The organism is Providencia sp. wls1922 (assembly GCF_009706505.1).
GTDB lineage: Bacteria > Pseudomonadota > Gammaproteobacteria > Enterobacterales > Enterobacteriaceae > Providencia > Providencia lanzhouensis.
This window is the reverse complement of the sequence record NZ_WLUG01000048.1, coordinates 17,192-40,111: the sequence shown is the minus strand read 5'-3', so window position 1 is coordinate 40,111 and position 22,920 is coordinate 17,192. Positions and strand designations below refer to the sequence as shown.

The 22,920-nt window shown below is 43.4% G+C and carries 18 protein-coding genes; 7 read left to right on the top strand and 11 right to left on the bottom strand.

From position 1 onward, the window contains the following. Nucleotides 1–14: 14 nt before the first annotated feature. The 9 genes from GKR71_RS03710 to kdpF all read right to left on the bottom strand — a co-directional run bounded on the left by GKR71_RS03710 (nucleotide 15) and on the right by kdpF (nucleotide 12,830). Nucleotides 15–1,577, bottom strand: a complete 1,563-nt coding sequence (locus GKR71_RS03710) for an esterase family protein (protein WP_154610046.1) — start codon at nucleotides 1,575–1,577, stop codon at nucleotides 15–17. 90 nt (nucleotides 1,578–1,667) lie between these two features. After that, a complete protein-coding gene (locus GKR71_RS03705) occupies nucleotides 1,668–3,788 on the bottom strand; it encodes a TonB-dependent siderophore receptor (protein ID WP_154610047.1) in 2,121 nt (706 codons plus the stop codon). A gap of 659 nt (nucleotides 3,789–4,447) precedes the next feature. Beyond that, on the bottom strand, nucleotides 4,448–4,843 hold the full coding sequence (locus GKR71_RS03700) for a DUF5329 family protein (RefSeq protein WP_230085019.1): 396 nt from the start codon (nucleotides 4,841–4,843) through the stop codon (nucleotides 4,448–4,450). Between the two features lie 115 nt (nucleotides 4,844–4,958). Next, nucleotides 4,959–5,642: a two-component system response regulator KdpE gene (gene kdpE, locus GKR71_RS03695; RefSeq protein WP_036947840.1), complete on the bottom strand. Its 684-nt coding sequence runs from the start codon at nucleotides 5,640–5,642 to the stop codon at nucleotides 4,959–4,961. A gap of 16 nt (nucleotides 5,643–5,658) precedes the next feature. After that, the gene (gene kdpD, locus GKR71_RS03690; RefSeq protein ID WP_154633956.1) at nucleotides 5,659–8,346 is read right to left on the bottom strand and encodes a two-component system sensor histidine kinase KdpD; all 2,688 of its coding nucleotides are present in this window, start codon (nucleotides 8,344–8,346) and stop codon (nucleotides 5,659–5,661) included. A gap of 8 nt (nucleotides 8,347–8,354) precedes the next feature. Further along, entirely contained in the window at nucleotides 8,355–8,948 is a 594-nt protein-coding gene (gene kdpC, locus GKR71_RS03685) for a potassium-transporting ATPase subunit KdpC (RefSeq protein WP_036947836.1), read from the bottom strand. Between the two features lie 10 nt (nucleotides 8,949–8,958). Continuing rightward, entirely contained in the window at nucleotides 8,959–11,022 is a 2,064-nt protein-coding gene (gene kdpB / locus GKR71_RS03680; RefSeq protein WP_036947835.1) for a potassium-transporting ATPase subunit KdpB, read from the bottom strand. Nucleotides 11,023–11,035: 13 nt separating this feature from the next. Then, nucleotides 11,036–12,739: a potassium-transporting ATPase subunit KdpA gene (gene kdpA / locus GKR71_RS03675; RefSeq protein ID WP_154633955.1), complete on the bottom strand. Its 1,704-nt coding sequence runs from the start codon at nucleotides 12,737–12,739 to the stop codon at nucleotides 11,036–11,038. 1 nt (nucleotide 12,740) lies between these two features. Then, entirely contained in the window at nucleotides 12,741–12,830 is a 90-nt protein-coding gene (gene kdpF / locus GKR71_RS20310) for a K(+)-transporting ATPase subunit F (protein WP_071524944.1), read from the bottom strand. A 451-nt stretch (nucleotides 12,831–13,281) separates the two neighbouring features. On the opposite strand from kdpF, the gene GKR71_RS03665 reads away from it, so the two are divergent. The 3 genes from GKR71_RS03665 to GKR71_RS03655 all read left to right on the top strand — a co-directional run bounded on the left by GKR71_RS03665 (nucleotide 13,282) and on the right by GKR71_RS03655 (nucleotide 16,202). Next, on the top strand, nucleotides 13,282–13,488 hold the full coding sequence (locus GKR71_RS03665; protein WP_036947824.1) for a YbfA family protein: 207 nt from the start codon (nucleotides 13,282–13,284) through the stop codon (nucleotides 13,486–13,488). A gap of 280 nt (nucleotides 13,489–13,768) precedes the next feature. After that, nucleotides 13,769–15,265 (top strand): C69 family dipeptidase, encoded by a 1,497-nt coding sequence (locus tag GKR71_RS03660; protein WP_154633954.1) that lies wholly within the window; start codon nucleotides 13,769–13,771, stop codon nucleotides 15,263–15,265. 193 nt (nucleotides 15,266–15,458) lie between these two features. Then, a complete protein-coding gene (locus GKR71_RS03655) occupies nucleotides 15,459–16,202 on the top strand; it encodes a type 2 GTP cyclohydrolase I (RefSeq protein ID WP_036947820.1) in 744 nt (247 codons plus the stop codon). Between the two features lie 185 nt (nucleotides 16,203–16,387). On the opposite strand, the gene GKR71_RS03650 is transcribed toward GKR71_RS03655, so the two are convergent. After that, complete coding sequence (locus tag GKR71_RS03650; RefSeq protein WP_154633953.1) at nucleotides 16,388–17,512, bottom strand: multidrug effflux MFS transporter; 1,125 nt, start codon at nucleotides 17,510–17,512, stop codon at nucleotides 16,388–16,390. Nucleotides 17,513–17,622: 110 nt separating this feature from the next. Here GKR71_RS03650 and GKR71_RS03645 point away from each other — a divergent pair, with 110 nt between their 5' ends. After that, entirely contained in the window at nucleotides 17,623–18,399 is a 777-nt protein-coding gene (locus tag GKR71_RS03645; protein ID WP_108479380.1) for an AraC family transcriptional regulator, read from the top strand. Nucleotides 18,400–18,467: 68 nt separating this feature from the next. Here the strand turns inward: GKR71_RS03645 and GKR71_RS03640 are convergent, their stop codons facing one another. Then, nucleotides 18,468–19,754 (bottom strand): citrate synthase, encoded by a 1,287-nt coding sequence (locus tag GKR71_RS03640; protein WP_036947815.1) that lies wholly within the window; start codon nucleotides 19,752–19,754, stop codon nucleotides 18,468–18,470. 652 nt (nucleotides 19,755–20,406) lie between these two features. Here GKR71_RS03640 and sdhC point away from each other — a divergent pair. The 3 genes from sdhC to sdhA are packed head-to-tail and all read left to right on the top strand — an operon-like array spanning nucleotide 20,407 to nucleotide 22,902. Continuing rightward, nucleotides 20,407–20,796 (top strand): succinate dehydrogenase cytochrome b556 subunit, encoded by a 390-nt coding sequence (sdhC, locus tag GKR71_RS03635; RefSeq protein WP_004909059.1) that lies wholly within the window; start codon nucleotides 20,407–20,409, stop codon nucleotides 20,794–20,796. Then, a complete protein-coding gene (sdhD, locus tag GKR71_RS03630; protein WP_036947812.1) occupies nucleotides 20,790–21,134 on the top strand; it encodes a succinate dehydrogenase membrane anchor subunit in 345 nt (114 codons plus the stop codon). The genes sdhC and sdhD overlap by 7 nt, the downstream gene beginning before the upstream one ends. Nucleotide 21,135: 1 nt before the next feature. Continuing rightward, complete coding sequence (sdhA, locus tag GKR71_RS03625) at nucleotides 21,136–22,902, top strand: succinate dehydrogenase flavoprotein subunit (protein ID WP_036947811.1); 1,767 nt, start codon at nucleotides 21,136–21,138, stop codon at nucleotides 22,900–22,902. Nucleotides 22,903–22,920: the final 18 nt, after the last annotated feature.

The following is a 22,920-nucleotide window of genomic DNA, read 5'->3' as shown; positions in this document are numbered from 1 at the left end:
CACCCACAGAAGATTCAACGTTGGTTTGTGAAGTCTTTCAATCCATAGACCAATGCTTCTACCCAAGCAGCATAATCATGACCACTTGACCATGAATGGAAGCTGGTTTTGTAGTGTTTATCTCGCAAAACATGTTCAAGCTCTTGGCTATTAAGCCAAATGCCGCCATCAGCACCTTGGTTTTCAAATAACCCTGCTTGTATCCAGAAACTGATCGGATAATGCGGCGATTGCTGATATTGACGAGTTAACCATCCTGGCTTTTCACCTTCAGGCGCCCACCAGTATGAGCCTGATAGGCTCAGCACATGACGAAATTGGTTTGGATATCGCAATGCGACCCAGGATGATGCCAATCCTCCATAACTTGCGCCAGCCACAATCGTCTTTTCATTATTTATTTCAATACCATTTTTGCTCACCCAAGGTAGTAGTTCCAGTGCCATAAAATCAGCAAAAGCTTGATTTGGAGGGAGTTCCTTGGAGCGACGTTTACTATCCAAACTATCTATAAAGACAATATTAATCGGGGGTAATTGATGATTAGCAATCAAACCATCAATTACATTGGCGGTGTGATATTTATCCTGCCAAATTTGACCATCAAACAAAAATAATGTCCAACTAACAGGTGTTGTCGCTTTTGGGCGATAAAGAATGATTTCCCGACTATTTCCAAGGAAATTACTTTTTAATGTATGTCGAGTCAAAGAGCCATGGCGTATAGGCTGTTTCATTGTATCGCGGGTAAAATACCGTGAGGGTTTTAAATCAAGTAAAGATGAAGTGTTCCACTTATCATCATTTTCTATACTCATAGTCGTGGGATTTAAAGGATCGGCTTGTGCAGTGACCAAAATCGCACGGCGTTGTTCACGCGCATTGCCATCTACTTTAGGAACGTCAGGTGCCAATTGATATTGCATACGCGTATCAGCGGGTACCACATAGCTGCGAAACCAAACATCGGAGTCACCCAGTTTAAACATGGGATCATGATCGCCTGCCGGAGACCCTAAAATAAACACATTACCACGTGCTGCACGCCACAAAAAAGTGACTCGTTTATGAGATGTATCTACGGGTTCAATTAAAGGCGTACCGATGAGTTGCTGTTTTTTCCAAAATGCATCTGTCGTTCCTCCTGCTGCCAGCTCCTTTGCGAGTTGCTGTAAAGTAGGACTGACTGGATCAAGTTTTCGCATGCGATTGAGTGGCTGAGTTTCTATCATTTGCCAGCTAAACTGCCATTCGCTACCGCTATTTCCATATAACATTAATGATGAAACTTGCCCTGCCGGGGATGAAAAAAGTAGCGATTTTTCTCCATCAGCAGGTCCTGCTTCCAATAATGTGCGTAAATGATGGTTTTGCTGGTCGAGTAATTGTGCTCCTGTTGCCCCTTTTAGTGTGGCAGCAATATAGTTTTCATTAAGCGCTGGAAGCACAAAGCAAACCTTACCCTCGGTATCAAATATGCCTTCCTGAACCCCTTGGAGAGGCAGTTCGTTGCAAGGAGCGGCTATTGCGGGTGCTGCACTCAAAGCGACCATTACGTAAAGCAAAACAGACTTCATGAGCCCTCACTTTCAAGTTAATCTTTATTATCAATGGGATAACAAAGGCTACATCTCAATTTGATATAGCCTTTATTCTTACTCTTTGTTTTACCAAGCGTAATCAAACGTGACAGTACCAGTACGGCCTATGCCATAAAAGCAGGCATCACTCATACCACAGGATGAAACATAATGTTTATCCATTAAGTTATTCACGTTTAACTGTATCGTTGCGCCTTTCAAAGAGGGCGAAATATTGGAAAGTTCATAGCCAATCATCGCATCGTAAAGCGTTACCCCAGGCACAGAAAAGCTATTATCCGCCCCTGCTTTGCTGGAACCGATATAGCGCACTCCCGCTCCCGCTTTCAGTCCATTCAGCATTCCTGAGTTCTCTTCATATTGCCCCCAGACAGAGGCCATATTTTTAGGAATACGAGGAAATTCTTTTCCTTTTTCCGCACTGTTTGATGTTTCAAGCACTTTGGTTTTGGTATATGAATATGCTGCTGTAACGGCAAATTTATCGGTAAGCTTACTGTTTATCTGGGCTTCCACACCTTTACTTTCCCCCTTGCCGATTAGCGTCATATAACCTAATTCAGAGTCGTATTTAGGAATGTTTTTTTGCTCGATATGATAGAGAGATAAGGTCGCCAGCGTTTTTTGGTCAGGAGTGAGGTACTTGATACCGATTTCTGTTTGTTTTGCTGTTTTAGGATCAAACGGCTTACTTTCTGGCTTTCTGTTGGTTGCAAGATTTGGCTCAAAAGAGGTGCTGTAGCTAATATAAGGGGAAATACCGTTATCAAATGAGTATAACAATCCAACTAAGCCTGTTAATTTGCCATCATTTTGTTGTGACCGGTCACTGATCGTTCTGTCTATCGTTTTGACTTCAATCCAGTCATACCGAGTGCTAGCTAATAAGTTCCAGTTATTCCATTCGATTTGGTCTTGAATATAAATACCGATTTGATCGCTTTTTTGCAGCTGGTCGGTGAATAGTGTCTGCTTGGATTCATCAATTTTCTGGTATTGGGGGTTACGCCAATCAATATCATAATTGCCGTTTCTGTCACGCCAAAACTGTTTGTCCTCTTTAGTCCATTTGTAATCGACGCCGACTAATAGTGTTTGATAAAGCCCCCCATTATCAATGTCGAAATTTAAATGGGTATCAACGCCAAATGTATTGAGTTTCGTTTTTTCGTGCTGAGCCATTCGTTTTAGTACATAAGGATAGTTTTTAGCTTCACTTGCTAAGGTGTTAAATACTAAGTAATTATATTTTTCATCAATTTCTGCGTAGCGTGCTTTTTGTACCAATGAAATTTTATCACTAAAATTGTGTTCAAATTCATACCCGATACTATGTTGTTTTTGTTTGGAAATATTATAGTCAGGATTGCTTATGTTGAAGTCTTGCGGAATTTTTCCTTCCGGGGTTGATTCAATCGTGCCAACTTTAGGAAGAAAATTTCGGTAACCATTTTTCGGTGAGTTTTGTAAGTAAGCCAGAAGAGTGAAAGTAGTGTCTTCATTTAGGAATGATATGGCGGGAGCGATGGCATATTTTTCTTCTTCATAGTCTCGAACCTGAGTGTCTTTCTTTTTTGCTAGGCCATTTAAACGGTAGAGGATATTTCCATCATCCGTTAGCTTGCCACCCAGATCAAAAAATCCTTCCGTTTTATTTCGATTACCGACCCGTAACTGAATTTTATTGATGCTCTGCGCGGTTGGTTTTTTGCTTGTCATGGCAATAACCCCACCAGGGCTTATTTGCCCATACTGCACAGATGCCGGTCCTTTAATCATCTCAATTCTGTCTAGAAACCAAGGCTCGGTTGTGCCCATGGACGAGGACGCATTTCCGCCAAAAGGAATGCCATCTAGAATTTTGTTCGCATAATCAAAACCGCGACTGAATACCTCATCATTACGATTTGAATCACCACGGTATTCGGTAACTACACCTGGTGTATACCTCAGTGCATCCACAACGGTTTCTGCCGCTCTGTTTTCTATTTGGGTTTTGGTCACCACATTCACCGTCTGTGGTATTTTCATTATCTGAGTTTCATTCTTCGTTGCAGAAGAAGTCGTTGTTGCAGTATATGAATCACTTGAGCTTGGTGTAGTCACAACCAGAACATCAGTTGCTGAAGCAGCGAATGGCGAAACTATTAACAGTGATAGCGCTGATAGCTTATTTTTATTTAACATAGCAATACCTGTTCATCCCTATTTTCAACGTGAAATTTAAGACGGTATGGAAACCTAGCAGTGCAAGTTTTCACACGATGGATATTTTTTGATTTGGTCAGGAGGGGATAAAAGTGAGTTTTTCTTTTACCGTTCATACTTACACCGATGTATTCTTCGACATCTCTGGCGTAAATATATCTGAATTAAATCAATGTGCTCTCAATGTAAAAATGTAAAGTTTTTAGATGAAAAACATATAGATGTGCAATCTAATACATTAGCATTCTATTATTTTCAAACTTTAACTCCGTATTCTATATGATAATAATAATCATTTAAATATTATATGATAATAATAATCATTAAGAATAACTTATGATAATTAATCAGTTTTTTATGTTTTAGAAAGTCAGCATTTCAATCAAATTGCTTTTTGAACAATGAGGCAACTATCAACTCATTTCATCAGCACATCTAATGCTTCGGCCTACATAGGGTTATAAGATTCGGATTGTGATTCTGATTGGCAGATATATTGGGTCAGGAAAATGGGGTTTCTCGATCGTGAAAAAGGCGCTTTCATTATCAGAGGTGTAAGGCGGGTCACGAAAGACAGCGACATAATAAAGCGCCCGCTAGCTATTGGGGGCGCTTTATTAATCGGGGGATAGAGCGGGTTATTTGGCTGGTTTATCGACGTTATTTTTCAGTAAATCATGCAGATACTGATTGGCGCTGGTGACTTTACCTTGGGCATCGGTGACTCGGTACTCTTCTCCGGTGATAGAAGATTTTGATGCCACATTGTCAATAAACTGCTCTGTTGTCTGTAAGCGCTTTTCAGTTTTACCCAGCTTTAATCGTAAATGGGATTCAGCTTCTGGTGCAGAATGACCGGAACCATTACGCGTGAAGGTTAAATTCTGCTGCTTACCCAACTCCGTTAACAACGCTTCAGTACGCGTTTTCTCTTCAGGGCTTAGCGCAAGGGCTTTGGTGGTGACGAAAATAGTTAAAAAAATCACTAAGATGGAAGCAAAACGGCGAGAGGCTTGAGTCAGTAACGATTGCACAGGAAACGCTCCGATAAGTTAAGATTGGAGAGATTATAGGCAGCCGTGATGAATAAACTATCAGTAATAGTCTGAGAATCACGCTTTAAGACAAACTTAGGTTTTAAGGTATCAGTTAAGGCATAAAACGGTAGCCAATTCCCGTTTCAGTTAAAAGATGTACGGGGCGTGCAGGGTCATTTTCCAACTTCTGGCGTAAATGCCCCATATAAATGCGTAGATAATGATTATGTTCGACGTAACTCGGTCCCCAGACTTGTAGCAACAAATGGCGCTGAGTGAGCACTTTTCCGCTATTGGCAACGAGTTCACTGAGTAGGCGAAATTCAATCGGGGTGAGGTGCAACTCTTCACTGCCTTTAGTCACGATGCGATTGATAAAATCCACCGTGACATCGCCAAATTGAAAAGTAGGGCTTTCTTGACCCGCTTTACCAAAACGGCGTAAAGCGACTCGGACACGGGCGAGCAACTCACTAATACCAAAAGGTTTCGTCAAATAATCATCGGCACCCGCATCGAGAGCGGCCACTTTCTGGGACTCTTCTTCACGAGCAGAAAGTACGATCAACGGAATACTGCTCCATTGGCGTAAATCACGGATCAAATCCAATCCATCACCATCAGGTAATCCGAGATCTAAAATCACTAAATCAGGCTGACGAGTGCCTGCTTCTATGAGCCCTCGCTGGTAATTTTCAGCTTCAAAAATTTTCCAGCCTTCACCCTCCAACGCTAATCGAACAAAGCGGCGGATCTCTTTTTCATCTTCAATGATCAGGATTTGATGGGAACTCACAGTTTGCTAGGTGCTCCTAAATTTCGTTTTCAATTTCAGGTAATGGCTTTAACGGCAAAATAAAATGGAAGCTGGCGCCACCTTTTTCATTATTTTCAGCCCAAATTTCCCCTTCATGGAGATGGATAATAGCACGACAGATAGCTAAACCTAAGCCAACTCCCGGAATTGTTGATTCTTTTTGTGCGCGGGAAAATTTATCGAAAATGGTTTTTTCTTGCCCATCGGGAATGGCATTGCTGGCATCCCACACTTCGATATGAGCTTTTTGTGATTCGATAGACGCTCTAATACCAATCGGAGTATCGCTATCACTGTATTTTATGGCATTTTCGAGCAAGTTAATGATGACGCGCTCAATCAAGTTACCGTCACAATACAAGAGTAAATCGGCTGGAATATCAATATCAAGTGGGTGACTATCTAAAGTGTAGTCCAAGATGCGAACTGCGCTGCTCGTAATTTCTTGCAGAGATTCCCATTCCAAATTGGGGTGGATCCCCCCAGATTGTAAGCGAGCCATATCCAATAAATTATTCACTAATCGCGAAGTGCTTAATACCTGTTGGCGCATCTGGCTGACTTGTGCGGTGAGCGGTGAATTTTCGGCTGATAACTCCAGCATCAAAATTTCGCTTTGACCAAATAAAACAGTCAGTGGCGTTTTGAGGTCATGGGATAGGGCTGCCAGCAGTGAATTTCGTAATTGCTCCCGTTCAACATCCAATTTGGCTCTTTCTGCTTGTTTGGTCAGTTGCAGGCGGGAAAGGCTACTGGCGATTAACCCGGTAAAGGTTTGCAGCATACGTTGCTGCTCGGGGATCAATAATTGGCGAATATTACGCGGCTCAATGGCGAGCACGGCAAGGGTTTCATCCGCCGTTGTGATAGGCTGTAATTGGTACGGCACGCTGGGAAGTGTGTCCGTCCCTGCACCAGCGGGCTGGCGCTTATCAAAGCTCCATTTTGCGATAGCTTTGTCGATTTGCAACTGGCTATAACCTTCGCACTGTAATGGCGTCAGTTGGTTATTTTCATCAGGGAGTAACAAACAGGTTTTTGCCTGAAATGCATTGTTTAAAAAGTGATAGCCTGTTTTGCCGATATCTTCCGTGCTGAGGGCTTGACCTAGCTCTTTGGTCATTTCATATAAATGGCGCGTGCGTTGTTCTCGATAACGGGCAATTCTTGCCTGGTAGCGCATACCCGCGGTGAGATTCCCGACAACCACCCCCACAATCAGCATCACAGTGAACGTAACCAGATACTGCATATCCATAATTGCTAATGAAAAATGGGGCTGAACGAAAAATAAATCGAAACTGATCACGTTGACTAACGCGGCGAAAACAGAAGGGCGACGACCGTAAAATAGCGCGACTAATACCACGCCCAATAAATAGAGAGTGACTAAGTTGGCTTTATCCAGTGCCAATAAGAAGGTTCGAGAGAATAGGGTGATGGCTGCACACATGGCGATCGCCATTAAATAGCCATTGACATCAGAGCGCCATTTTTCGGTAAACGGCTTTCTTTCTGGCTCTTTATCCCAATCGCTTTTTTCTTCAAGGGCGACAATGATCAAATCTAAATCAGGTCCGAGTTTACCGAGTCTATCGGCAAAACCTTGGTGTAAATTGAATTTATACCATTTGCGGTGTTTATCGCGTCGGCCGATCAAAATTTTACCGAGATTATGTTCCCGTGCGTAGCGCAAAATGGCTTTTTCTTCATTAGGATCAGAAAGCGTGGTGGTTTCTGCACCTAAATCTTGAGCTAACCTCAAGGCTTTTAAAATGGCACGGCGCTGATTTTCAGGAAGTTGGTGTAATGTTGGCGTCTCTACATACACCGCATGCCAAACACTGCCGAACTTAGCGGCAAGGCGAGCAGCAGCGCGAACCAGTTTTTCATTGCCCGTATTATGCCCGATACACAGGAGTAACCCATCGCGGGTATGCCAAACGGGGGCTTCACCTTTACCATCGCGAAATTCACGCATTTGATCATCAACGCGATCAGCCGTGCGGCGCAGGGCTAATTCCCGTAAAGCAATTAAGTTACCTTTACGGAAGAAATGCTCGATAGCACGCTCAGCTTGCCCCGGAATATACACTTTGCCTTCTTTTAAACGTTGGCGAAGGTCATCTGGAGGCAAATCCACTAAAACCACTTCATTGGCGGCATCAAAAATATGGTCAGGCACCGTTTCACGCACGCGGATACCGGTGATGCTGCCGACAATGTCATTTAAGCTTTCAATATGTTGAACGTTAACGGTGGTGAGAACGTCAATACCTGCATCCAGTAATTCTTCGACATCTTGCCAGCGTTTAGGGTGGCGGCTGCCATTTGGATTACTGAAGGCAAGTTCATCCATCAAGATAATGGCAGGATGCCTTGCCAATGCAGCATCAATATCGAAGGCGTGCAGACGACGCCCTCGATGGCTGATTTTTAATGGAGGAAGTTGAGGGAGCCCATCCAGCAGCGCGGCGGTTTCTTCTCGTTCATGAGTTTCGACCACGCCAATCAGCACATCTAACCCTTGTGCTCGAAGGCGTTGTGCTTCTTGCAACATGGCGTAAGTTTTCCCGACACCAGCACAAGCACCGAAGAAAATCTTAAGTTTGCCACGTCCACTTTCGTTTGCCTTTACCAACAGGTCATCTGGGTTTGGGCGGATAGGCTCCTGATTATTCATAACTGACCTCAGAGATTTTGGCTGTTAGCTTCCCGTTGATAGGTATCAAGGGCAAGGTTTAACTCTAATACGTTGACGACTGGCTCTCCTAAAAATCGAAACAGAGGAGATTGCGTATTGTCAGATATAAGCGATTTTACCTTGTCTATCGATAACTGTCTGTTTTTAGCAATACGCGGTGCTTGATATAACGCAGCGGCAACCGAAATATGGGGATCTAGCCCGCTGGAAGAGGCGGTCAGTAAATCCACAGGCAGAATATCACCACCATCGGGTTCATGCTGTTTCAATGCGACCGAGCGTTCAGTCAATTCTTTGGTTAACAGTGGATTACTGATAGCAAGGTTACTGCCACCGGAAGCCAGTGCGTTATAGGGCATTTCTGCGGTCACGGACGGGCGACCATAAAAGTAATTGTCATTTTGGTAAGACTGCCCAATCAACGATGAACCGATAATGCGATTATCTTGTAGGATCAGTGAACCCATCGATTGAGTTGGAAAAATGACATTAGCAAGCCCCGTCACGAGTAGCGGATAAGCAATCCCAGTTACCAGCGTTAACAGAACTAAAATCATCAATGAAGAACGAAACATGCTCATAATAGGCTCCTTAAATACCAAACAAGCTGATGAACATATCGATAAGTTTGATCCCCACAAATGGGACAATCAATCCGCCTAACCCATACAGGCTCAAGTTACGCTGTAAAAGTGATTGAGAACTCATTGGGCGATAATTTACCCCTTTTAATGCCAGTGGAATTAAGAACACGATAATCAAGGCATTAAAAATAACCGCCGACAGCAATGCCGATGCAGGTGAGTGCAAATGCATAATATTCAAGGCATTGAGCTGCGGCCATGTGACCGCAAAACAGGCCGGAATAATCGCGAAGTATTTGGCAATATCGTTGGCAATACTGAATGTGGTCAATGAGCCGCGAGTCATCAGCATTTGTTTACCAATATGCACCACTTCAATCAGCTTGGTTGGGTTGGAATCTAAATCCACCATGTTACCGGCTTCTTTCGCCGCTTGCGTACCCGAGTTCATGGCAACCGCTACATCTGCTTGTGCTAATGCAGGGGCATCGTTGGTGCCGTCTCCTGTCATGGCGACTAAGCGACCTTCCGATTGATATTGGCGGATTAACGCAAGTTTTGCTTCGGGGGTGGCTTCAGCTAAGAAATCATCCACGCCTGCTTCTGCCGCGATTGCCGCTGCGGTTAGGTGGTTATCCCCCGTGATCATCACAGTCTTGATTCCCATCGCACGCATTTGTGCAAAACGCTCTTTCATGCCGCCTTTGACGATGTCTTTGAGCGCCACCACGCCGAGCACCGTTTGGCTATCAACCACCACTAACGGTGTTCCCCCTGTCTGCGCCACTTGTTCAACAAGTTTGTCGGCTTCTACTGGGAATTTGCCGTGGTTAGCTTCTACATAGCGGCGAATAGCGTCAGCAGAACCTTTGCGGATCATGCGTTCGCCGACGTTTACACCGCTCATGCGCGTCATCGCAGAGAAGGGCACAAAGGTGGCGTTCATGGCGTGAATATCACGCTCGCGTAAATTGAATTTCTGTTTTGCAAGCACCACAATACTGCGCCCTTCAGGGGTTTCATCTGCCAGAGACGAGAGTTGAGCAGCATCCGCTAATTGTTGCTCCGAAACTCCACTTAACGGTAAAAACTCAGAGGCTTGACGGTTTCCGAGGGTGATGGTCCCCGTTTTGTCCAGTAACAGGACGTCAACGTCTCCCGCTGCTTCCACAGCGCGCCCGCTGGTGGCAATCACGTTAGCGCCCAGCATGCGGCTCATGCCAGCAACCCCAATGGAAGACAGTAGCCCGCCAATGGTGGTAGGGATCAAACAGATTAGCAGGGCAATCAGTACAATGATAGACACTGCGCCACCTGCACCTGCGTATTCTGTAGCAAACAAGGTGAATGGATACAATGTTGCACAGACTAAAACAAAGATAATGGTCAGTGCGGTTAATAAGATAGTGAGCGCGATTTCATTGGGAGTTTTACGGCGTTGCGCGCCTTCCACCATGGAGATCATGCGGTCTAAGAATGTTTCCCCCGGGTTAACCGTACATTCGACGATCAGCCAGTCAGAAAGTACGCGGGTTCCTCCTGTGACTGATGAAAAATCGCCACCGGATTCACGGATCACCGGCGCGGATTCACCTGTAATGGCACTTTCATCCACTGATGCGCCGCCTTCAATCACTTCACCATCACAAGGGATGGTTTCCCCTGCGCGGATCAGGACGATATCGCCTTTGCGTAGTTGGTCTGAACTGACCATTTCTTGTGGCGCATCAAGAGAGGCAGTCGCCAGTTTAGTGGCACGGCTTTGCTGTTTGACGCCTTTTAAACTCTGAGCTTGAGCCTTACTACGACCTTCCGCTAAAGCTTCTGCAAAGTTGGCAAACAGCACCGTAAACCATAGCCATAAAGTGACCATGCCACTAAACCAAGCATTGCCTTCACTATAGCCAGCGACCATCGCTATCCATAATAAAGTCGTAATAATACTGCCGATGTAAACCACGAACATGACTGGGTTACGCCATTGTGCTTGTGGTGTCAGTTTTTTAATGGCATCAATTGTCGATTGGCGAACCAGTTTGCTATCAAATAATTGTGTTTTTTGATTTTTCATTTTTTCACCCTCATTATGCCGCTAACCAAATTTGCAGATGTTCCGCGATTGGCCCTAACGCAAGCGCAGGGACAAAAGTCAGCGCACCAATGAGAAGAACAGTCATGATTAATAAACCGATAAACAATGGACCGTGTGTCGGCAATGTCGCAAGGCTAGCCGCTTGTGGTTTTTTCACTGCCATAGAGCCTGCGATAGCTAATACAGGGAAAATCACACCGAAACGTCCGAGGAACATGGCTAATGCCAGCATCACGTTGTAATACGGCGTGTTCGCGCTTAATCCTGCAAATGCACTGCCGTTGTTGTTGGCTGCGGATGAGAAAGCGTATAACACTTCGCTAAATCCGTGAGCGCCAGGGTTAAGAATGCCGGCACGTCCTGCTTCGGTCATCAGTGAAATAGTGGTACCAAGTAGCACTAAAGTTGGCGTAACAAGAATTGCCAGTGCCACCATTTTCATTTCACGTACTTCGATTTTTTTACCGAGGTATTCAGGAGTACGACCAATCATCAATCCCGCTAAGAACACGGCAAGTAAAACAAACAGCAACATGCCGTATAAACCTGAACCGACTCCACCAAAGACAACTTCACCAATTTGCATCAGCCACATAGGAACCATGCCACCTAATGCAGTGTAAGAATCGTGCATTGAGTTCACAGCACCACAAGATGCCGCGGTGGTGACGACGGCGTATAACGCAGATCCTAATGTGCCAAAGCGGCTTTCTTTTCCTTCAAGGTTGGCTGTGCTGCTAGCGTGTAGCTCCCCTAAGAATGGGTTGCCGACATATTCTTCATGGATCACAACGGCGGCGGCAATCACGAAAATAATCGCCATTGCCCATAACAGGGCGTGACCTTGCTTGTTATCACAAACGGTACGACCAAAAGCAAAGCAAAGTGCCGTTGGAATAAGGAAGATAGCCAGCATTTGAACAAAGTTGCTTAATGCCGTTGGGTTTTCAAATGGGTGAGATGAGTTAGCCCCAAAGAATCCGCCACCATTGGTCCCTAATAATTTGATGGCTTCTTGGGAGGCAACAGGCCCCATTGGTAACAGTTGCGGCGCACTATCAAGGTTGTTACTCAAAACATAAGGGGAGAAGTTTTGAATAACCCCTTGGCTGACAAAGAATAACGCAAAAATAATGGCTAATGGCAGCAGGAGATACAGCGTGATACGCGCTAAATCAACCCAAGCATTACCAATCGTTTTGCTACCGTGGCGTGAAAATGCACGGATAAGTGCAAACACGACGGCTATCCCTGTCGCTGCCGAAAGGAAGTTCTGTACGGTTAACCCGACCATTTGGCTCAGATAGCTTAGGGTATTTTCCCCGCTATAAGATTGCCAGTTGGTATTGGCAACAAAACTAATTGCTGTATTAAAAGCTAAGTCCCAGCTCATTCCCGGATAATGCTGAGGGTTGAGTGGTAACGAGCCTTGGCACATTAAAATAACGAATAGTAAGCCAAAACCTAGCAGGTTAAATAGCAAAATGGCGATGGCATATTGCCAGTAATTCATCTCAGGGAGATCGCGTCCCACTTGTTTGATACCGCTTAATCGCCAAAATACGGATTCACTTTTGGCAATCGTACGTGGCATATCGCCATCGATAAGATACGCAATAAAGTTGCCGAGTGGTTTTGCTAACAGCATCAGAACCAGTAAAAAACTGGCGATCAATAAAAACGCATTGGTGGCCATATCAGAAATTCTCCGCGTTGAGCAGGGCATAAATCAGATAAACCAGCAGTACAACAACAAGAACTGCCCCAGAAATGGAAAGTAGCGACATTGTTATCTCCTTATTATTTCCATTGCGCTAGGTTAGGCATTTGCTTGTAAAGAAGCTGATAAAAAAACAAGGTGGGGTGTAAAAATAGTATAAAAATGCCCAATTAAAATCGCCTCGTGATGATAGAGGGATTCTCTAAGTATAGTGTGTTAATTAAATGTAATTTATTTGTTTGTTTCATACGGTATCTTGCTACATTTTGTAATAAAGCAACGAAACTGAGTCAAAAAGTTAATTTATTTTATATTTAAGTGGTCAGATGAGTAGTTTAATTACACAAATTGCGCTATTATAGATTCCGTTAATGAAGATTAACCTTGGTGTTCGATTTTAGTGCCTCTTTGATGATTTACGTTCAATGCGAATTGAGTTAAATGTGAATTAAGTAAAATAGAAGTAAAGAGCAAGACTGGAATCGGCAAAATTAAGTGGCTACTGAAGGAGGATATCGATGTCCACATATCAAGAATATTCCCGTAATCAGGTACTTTTACGCCGCACTGCTGCTGTAACAGCTGGCATTATTGCGTTTCCGGTTATGGTTTTTTACCCAAAAAGAGCAAGATTTTATAGCTACCTGCATAAAGTCTGGGCTAAAACGAGCGATAAACCTGTATGGTTGGCTAGCTCGGAAATGACGATGGAAAGCCATCGTTAATCAGTGATTCAATTCACTAAAAAGATATCCCTACAATAATTTAATTGTGGGGATTTTTTTATATAAAAATCATAATAATTAATTCCTATACTTCAATGTTATTTAAATTAAAGCCATGTTATTTAATTTGAAATTTAAATAAATTAACTTATTTGACACTGAGAAGTGAATCACGGTAATTGTCTTTATCTCATTGCTAATATCCATTCCCAATAAAATTAGATTTTATTTTATTAAAATCCAAAAGATATTTAATTATAAATAGCAAATGAGGAATATCATGATTCTATTTAAAAAATGTGTTATTGCATTGTCAATTAATATCGCATTAATATCATCGGGGTTGGCCTGTACCACGCTACTTGCAGGCAGTGAAGCCACGAATGATGGCTCGCTAATTATCGCGAGAAGCGCTGACAGCAGTGCATTAAAGGCTCAGCATTTTGTAATACATCCAGCAAAGAAAAATCAATCCGGAATATACAGTACAAAAGAACATAATGGTGCTAATAATTTCACCTACCCATTACCAAAAAATTCATTACGATATACAACTGTGCCAAATTGGAAAACACAATTACATGGTGCAACTGGATTTAATGAATTAGGTGTAGGAGTTAGTGGTACCGAATCTATATTTGCTTCTCCTAAAGCATTAGCGTTTGATCCCTATGTTGAAGAAACGGGAATTACCGAAGATGATATTCCAGATGTACTTCTTTCTCGTGCAAAAACAGCCCGTGAAGCGGTGGAGCTTTTAGGTGATATTATTGAAACCCAAGGTGCTGGTGAAGGTTTTGGTGTTGCTGTCGTCGATAAAAATGAACTGTGGTATTTAGAAACAGGGACGGGGCATCAATGGATGGCTCAAAAAATTGCAAAAGATAAATATTTTGCAACGGGTAATCAGGGGCGTTTACAAGCATTTGAGGTGAATAATCCCGATATGCTTGGTTCTAAAAAACTCGTTGAATTTGCAGTAGAAAAGGGTTTATACAACCCTGCTAAAGATGGTGCATTCAATTTCTCTAAAGCCTATACACGTGATGATGAGCGTGATCGTGATTATAACGACCCACGAGTTTGGATCATTCAGCAGCAGTTTAATCCGTCGTTAAAACAAGATATTACAGATGGTCGAAATTTTGCGCCTTTCTTAACTCCAGAGAAAAAAGTGTCTGTCGAAGAAGCGAAAGCCATGCTACGTAATCACTTTGAAGGCACGGAGCATGATCCGTATACCAACGGCTTAAATGGAAAAGAGCCATGGCGACCAATCAGTGTGTTTAGAACCTACGAGGCTCATGTGATGCAAGTACGTCCGGAGCTACCGCAAGAAATTGGTGAAGTGACATATGTTGGTCTAGGAATGGCTGATTTGACCGCGTTTGTTCCTTTCTATAGTGGGTTAGAAGCTTATCCAAAACATTATGGTATTGGGACAGACAAGGCAGACAGCGATTCTATTTATTGGAAATACCGTAAGTTACAAACATTAGTGATGACGGACTACCCTAAATTGGCGCCTATTGTTAAAAAAGCCTATCAAGAGTGGGAAGCGAAAACGGCGTTAGAGCAAAAAGCCATGGAAGTGAATTACTTAAAAATGGCGAAAACAGATAAAGCCGCCGCCAATAAAATGCTCAACAAGTTTAATTTGGATGTGATGGCAAGCGCCGAGAAGTTAACTGAGGATTTAACTAACCAACTTTTCACTATTCGAACTGAAGATATTCAATCTGATATTTTCTTTGCGAATAAATCTAAGAAAGACTAAAAATAGTCGCAATTCTGTAAACTAAAAAAGGCTCTCAGTGGGGAGCCTTTTGTTTAATTCTCTCTCTTTCAAATTTAACTGAATTCTTCAGCTTGTGTGAGTTTGCCAATAAATACAGCAGAAAAAAATGTCATTTACGTTTATGCTAATTGAATACGAATATGTAGGAATTCAGTAGGTAAAGGGCACGATTATGCATAATTTTAAGTTAGAAGAACTGATTAACGACGAGCTGAAAGTCAGTGAAATCCAAGACTATGCTCCAAATGGATTACAAGTAGAGGGTCGTCCCCACGTTAAAAAAATCGTGACAGGCGTGACGGCTTGCCAAGCATTATTGGATGAAGCGGTCAGACTCAATGCCGATGCTGTGATTGTGCATCATGGCTACTTTTGGAAAAACGAACCGGCCATTATCAAAGGCATGAAAAGAAATCGCCTAAAAACGTTACTGGCGAATGACATTAACCTGTACGGTTATCACCTACCATTAGATGCTCACCCAGTATTAGGCAACAATGTGCAACTGGCTCATATTATGGGCGTGCAAGTCAATGGCAACATTGAGCCACTGATGCCATTTGGCTTTTTCGACCAACCCATTACCCCAGCGGAATTAACCCAACGTTTAGAAACACGCTTAGGGCGCAAAGTATTGCATTGTGGCGACAACGCCAAAGAAGAAATTCGTCAAATTGCATGGTGTACTGGCGGTGGTCAGGGCTTTATTATGCAAGCGGCGGAGTTTGGTGTAGATGCCTTTGTGACAGGGGAAGTGTCAGAACAAACTATTCATATCGCAAGAGAAATGGGGATCCATTTCTACAGCGCAGGGCACCACGCAACAGAGCGTTATGGGATTAAGGCGTTGACGGAGTGGTTGAATGATAATCATGAGGTAAATGCTACCTTCATCGATATCGATAACCCCGCCTAATTTTTTTCGTCATATTTCGCGCTGTAGCGTTGTTGGCTTCACTCACTAACCCTAGTCACATACTTTTGTATGCTCCTAGGGATTAGCTCATTTGCCGCCTAGCTACAACGCGAACTATTTAGAAAAAAGCTATGTAATAAAGATAATTTGATTTTTTTCCGTTAAATATCAAATTTAAGTTTGATTTAAGTCCGGTATTTTAAAGCCACTAAAACCAGAATTAAGCTTGAAGTGATAAGCACTAAACCTAGGTTTTGAACCTCGCCGGCGGCCATTAATCCGAGAGCTAATCCTAAATAGTAAAACAAACCTAAAATTGCGCCGGCGGTGCCTTTTCTGTCTTGATAATGATCCAGAGCGTGCGCCAAAATATTCGGGATTGCGATCCCATATCCCACCACAATGCCCATTATTGGTAGCACAAACCCAATATGACCTTGTAATAGATAAACTAAGCCGCCGCTGATTAAAGAAACGCCACTTGCCAGTTTAACGAGCTTTTCGGGTGACCACTTTTTCGTCAATAATGTGCGATTGATCAGCGAACCGAGACCAACACCAAACGCTAACAGAATTCCAGTTAGACCAAATTGTTGTTGGTTGAACGCTAATTGCTCAAAAATGAAAGGTCCAAGCTGATAGTAACTGAATAAATTAATGTTGAAAAATGCAATCAACATCACATTTTGGAAAATTCGTTTATCCCCTAACATGTGTAAAAACGTGGTTAAAAATGGGGTTTTGATCACGTTCTGTGGTTTGGTCTCAGGAAGCTTATAATATGACCATAACAAAAGTATGGCGGCTAAAAGAGCCAAACCCATAAAAACGGCTCGGTAACTACCTAGCCAAACTAAGCTGGCACCGAAAATCATCCCAAGCGCGGGGCTTATCGCTAAGGCGATACCCATCACAGAGAAAACTTTGGCTAACGTATGACCTTGAAAACTGTCACGCATCATGGTTTGTGTGCCAATAGAACCTACCGCAGCGCCAAACGCAGATAACATACGCAGTAACAGTAACCCATAGAAATGTGAGACAAAAAGTGTGCTTACAGAGGCAATTCCATACAGAAATAACCCAAGCAAAATAGTGGGACGACGACCAATCACATCACACATTCTGCCCCAAAATACGACACCAAAAGCGAAAGAAAAGAAATACAGCGAAAGTGTTTGAGAGGCTTGCTCGGCATTCACCTGAAATGCAGCCGCAATATCTGTTAACGCAGGGCTATATAGGGTTTCGACAATTTGCGGAAACATCATCAGCGCTATTGCTAAAGATAATGAAAGTACGCGCTCCATATTGATTTACCTATTTATTTTCAATGTGTGTGGAATGGCGCAAAGTTTAGTGGCTTTTTATTTGTCTTATTACAATAATAAAGACAATAAATATCAAAAAAGAGACATTTATGGCGTGGTTATTACAGACGGATGAGTTTCAAACTCACTGGTATGATACCCCCGTATTGGGGATTGCAGCCCAAATGGGGCAACATGATTCAGGAGCGCATACCCATGAAATGGGGCAGTTATTATTTACACAACAAGGCTGTATTCGCATTAGCTTACAGAATGAAATTTCGTTACTACCGCCAGGGAGAGTCGCGTGGATCCCACCATTTACACAGCATCGAGCACAAATGCGAGCTTCGGTAGGGTATCGGTCTGTTTACCTAAGCCAAGAATATGCAGAGCAAATCTCTGATCAGGTGTCTATTTTAAGTATCTCTCCTTTGCTTCGAGAACTGTTGGAACGCATCGCGGTGGCGCCTTTTGAGAGTGACTGGCGAGAAGGGAGACTAGCAAGGTTACTTCCTGTTTTTATTGATGAATTACAATGTGCAACAAAGGAACCTACGCTACTTTCTTTACCTCAAGACCGGCGTTTTAAGTCCCTTGACCTAGAGCGACTTCCTCCGCCTCTAAATCAATTAGCTCAAACGGTTGGTGCCAGTGAGAAAACGATTACTCGAGTTTTTCTAAAAGAGACAGGAATGAGTTATCAGGCGTGGCGACAACAATGGCGGTTTATCAAAGGGATAGAGTTATTAGCACAGGAGAAAAGCTATGGATTTATTACTCAAGAGTTAGGTTTAGCCAGTGACAGCGCATTTATTAGTTTTTTCCGCAAAATGAGCGGGATGACACCGCGGGAATACAGCGGTGAATCAAGACTAAAAAAATAGAATAAATATAGAATGTTAGACATTTAAAAGCCCCGAATCTTCGAGGCTTTAGTGATGAGTGAGTTAAATTATTTTTTGTCTAACTCAGAACTGAATTCACGTCTGTCGTAGCCAGTATACAGTTGGCGAGGACGCGCAATTTTCAGACCTTCATCGTGCATTTCGTTCCAATGTGCAATCCAACCAATGGTACGTGCAATCGCGAAGATAACAGTAAACATTGAAGATGGAATCCCCATTGCTTTCAGGATGATACCTGAGTAGAAGTCAACGTTAGGGTACAGTTTCTTCTCAATGAAGTACGGGTCGTTCAGTGCGATACGTTCTAATTCCATGGCCACTTCAAGCAGGCTATCATTTAAACCCAGCTCGTTCAGTACTTCATGGCAAGTTTCACGCATAACGGTAGCGCGTGGGTCATGGTTTTTATAAACACGGTGACCGAAGCCCATTAAGCGGAAAGAGTCGTTTTTATCTTTTGCACGTTCGATAAATGCTGGGATGTGCTCAACAGTTTGAATCTCTTCAAGCATACGTAGGCATGCTTCGTTAGCGCCACCATGAGCAGGTCCCCACAGAGACGCGATACCTGCTGCAATACACGCAAATGGGTTAGCACCGGAAGAACCAGCGGTACGGACTGTTGAGGTTGATGCGTTTTGTTCGTGGTCAGCGTGTAGGATCAAAATTCTGTCCATTGCGCGCTCAAGTACTGGGTTAACTACATATTCTTCACATGGTGTAGAGAACATCATGTGCAAGAAGTTACCCGCGTAAGATAAATCATTACGAGGATAAACAAAAGGTTGACCAATAGAGTATTTATAACACATCGCTGCAACGGTCGGCATTTTAGACAGCAGACGGTAAGCGGTGATTTCACGGTGGCGAGGGTTATTAACGTCTAATGCATCGTGGTAGAATGCTGCTAGAGCACCTGTTACCCCACACAGAACTGCCATTGGGTGAGAGTCACGACGGAATCCATTAAGCATACGAGTGATTTGCTCATGGATCATGGTGTGGCGGGTCACCGTATTTTTAAATGTATTGTACTGTTCTTGGGTTGGTGCTTCGCCGTATAACAGGATATAACAGACTTCAAGGTATGAGGCTTGAGTGGCGAGTTGATCAATTGGGAAACCACGGTGGAGTAGAACGCCTTTATCACCATCGATATAGGTAATTTTTGACTCACAGGATGCGGTAGAAGTAAAACCGGGGTCGTATGTGAAGAACCCTTTAGAACCTAAAGCTCGTACATCGATAACATCTTGGCCAATGGTCGGGCTTAGGATGTCTAGTTCGAAATCACCTTTACTTCCAGTCATTATCTTAGCTTTGTTATCAGCCATTTACGGTCTCCTTAGCGCTTGATAATCCACACTCAACAACCCAGAACTCAGCGTTATACTGCGTCTTTGAGCATTGTTCTATCGGTGTGTTGAGAAAATCAGCGGGATATCACATAAAACCTTGAAATCCGGCAACCAATATCAATACCGATAACAATGTGGTTAGGTTGTTTGCGAGTGTATAGGGCGTTATGTTCTTTTTTTGTTGTTTTCTCTACAATATCATTATTTGTGGTAAGGGAAACAACTTTCATAACTTTTGTTTATACTTGCATACTCATTCACATTACTACACGACTCTGGGTCATCCGTAACGTATTCAGATAAATCTGTCAGGCATATATGTAAGATAAATGTTGAATCATTGTCAAATAAGATAAGCACATTTATATAAAATGTTTAAATCGTGATCCTTCTCACTGTTCGGGCTAAATGTCTCCAAACCTTTTGTGTGGGAATTGTAATAGCAATGTGAAGACTTTATACTGGCGCCAGGTCTCCGGATTACCCTGAGTAGGAGTTCCCAGCGTGATCAGTATGCAACTTTATTCAAACATGATGGATTAAAGTTTGTGTTAAGTTGCATTTTGTACCCCTGTCGCTGTCTGATTTCCACCCCAGGTCCGGAGGATGGAAAATAATAAAGAGCTGTGTGGGCAAAATTGTGAAAAAACAAAGACCTGTCAACCTTGATTTGCAGACGATTCACTTTCCGATTACTGCAATATCGTCGATCTTGCACCGTGTCTCTGGCGTCATTACTCTCATCGCAGTTGGTATTCTGCTTTGGTTGCTAGGGACTTCTCTCTCCTCTCCAGAAGGTTTTCAATACGCGTCTGAAATAATGACTGGCTTTTTTGCCAAGTTCATTCTTTGGGGGATCTTAACAGCGCTGGCGTACCACATTTGTGGTGGTATTCGTCATATGCTGATGGATTTCGGTTGTGTTGATGAAACCCTTGCTGCGGGCAACTCATCCGCAAAAATTACATTCGTAATTACTGTAATTCTGGCAATTCTGGCGGGGATCTTAGTATGGTAAGTAATGCATCAGCTTTAGGCCGTACTGGTATCCAGGACTGGCTGCTAATCCGTGGTTCGGCGATCGTTATCGTCCTCTACGTACTCTACATTGTTGGCTTCGTAGCAATTAATGATATTACCTATGAAGTATGGCGTGGCTTCTTTGCCTCCTCTGTGACCAAAGTATTCACCATCCTCACATTGTTCTCAATTCTTGTGCATGCCTGGATTGGTATGTGGCAAGTACTGACTGACTATGTTAAGCCGCTGGCGATTCGCTTAGTGCTGCAACTGGCCATCGTGGTTGGTTTACTGGCTTACTTAATTTACGGAACAATTGTTGTGTGGGGTGCATAAAATGAATCTGCCAATCAGAGAGTTTGACGCTATCGTTATCGGTGCGGGCGGTGCAGGTATGCGCGCAGCACTACAAATTTCTCAACAAGGCCTATCTTGTGCTTTGTTATCTAAAGTTTTTCCAACTCGTTCTCATACTGTGTCAGCGCAAGGTGGTATCACTGTTGCACTTGGTAACACACACCCTGACAACTGGGAATGGCACATGTACGACACCGTTAAAGGTTCCGACTATATCGGTGACCAAGACGCTATCGAATACATGTGTAAAACAGGACCGGAAGCTATCCTTGAATTAGAACATATGGGATTGCCTTTCTCTCGCCTTGATGATGGACGTATTTATCAACGTCCATTCGGTGGTCAGTCTAAGAATTTCGGTGGCGAGCAAGCGGCACGTACTGCTGCGGCAGCTGACCGTACTGGTCACGCACTGTTACATACTTTGTATCAGCAAAACTTAAAAAACCACACTACGATTTTCTCTGAATGGTATGCACTGGATTTAGTGAAAAACCAAGATGGCGATATCGTAGGTTGTACTGCAATCTGTATGGAAACGGGCGAGCTGGTTTACTTCAAAGCGAAAGCAACCATCTTAGCAACTGGCGGTGCAGGTCGTATTTACCAATCCACCACTAACGCACACATCAATACGGGCGACGGTGTTGGTATGGCCGTACGTGCTGGCGTTCCATTACAAGATATGGAAATGTGGCAGTTCCACCCAACGGGTATCGCTGGCGCAGGTGTTCTGGTCACAGAAGGCTGTCGTGGTGAAGGTGGTTACCTGCTGAATAAAGATGGCGAGCGTTTCATGGAACGTTATGCACCAAACGCGAAAGACCTTGCTGGTCGTGATGTTGTTGCACGTTCAATCATGATTGAAATTCGTGAGGGTCGTGGTTGTGATGGCCCATGGGGTCCACACGCGAAACTGAAACTGGACCACTTAGGAAAAGATGTTCTGGAATCTCGCTTACCGGGTATCCTTGAATTATCTCGTACTTTTGCTCACGTTGACCCAGTTAAAGAGCCAATCCCAGTTATCCCAACTTGTCACTATATGATGGGTGGTATTCCAACTAAAGTGACGGGTCAAGCAATTCGCTATAACGAAAAAGGCGAAGACGAAGTGATTCCGGGTCTGTTTGCTGTGGGTGAGATTGCTTGTGTATCTGTACACGGCGCTAACCGTTTAGGTGGTAACTCCCTACTTGACCTCGTAGTTTTTGGTCGTTCTGCTGGCTTACACTTAAATGAATCCATCATGGAACAAGGCGCAATGCGTGATGCGTCTGAATCAGACATCGATGCAGCAATGGCTCGTTTCAATCGTTGGGAAAATGCGCGTACGGGTGAAGATCCAACTGATATCCGTAAAGCGCTGCAATCTTGTATGCAGAACAACTTCTCCGTATTCCGTGAAGGGGATGCAATGGCGAAGGGCTTAGAAGAACTGAAAGAAATCCGTGAACGTCTGAAAAATGCGCGTCTGGATGACACTTCAACTGAGTTCAATACCCAACGTATCGAATGTTTAGAGCTGGATAACCTGATGGAAACTGCTTATGCAACTGCACAAGCTGCAAACTTCCGTACAGAGAGCCGTGGTGCTCACAGTCGCTTTGACTTCCCAGATCGTGATGATGCAAATTGGTTATGTCACTCATTATATCTACCGCAATCTGAAACGATGACTCGTCGTGAAGTGAACATGCAACCTAAGTTGCGTGAAGCCTTCCCACCGAAGATTCGTACTTATTAATGCGTGGTGTTAATCCAG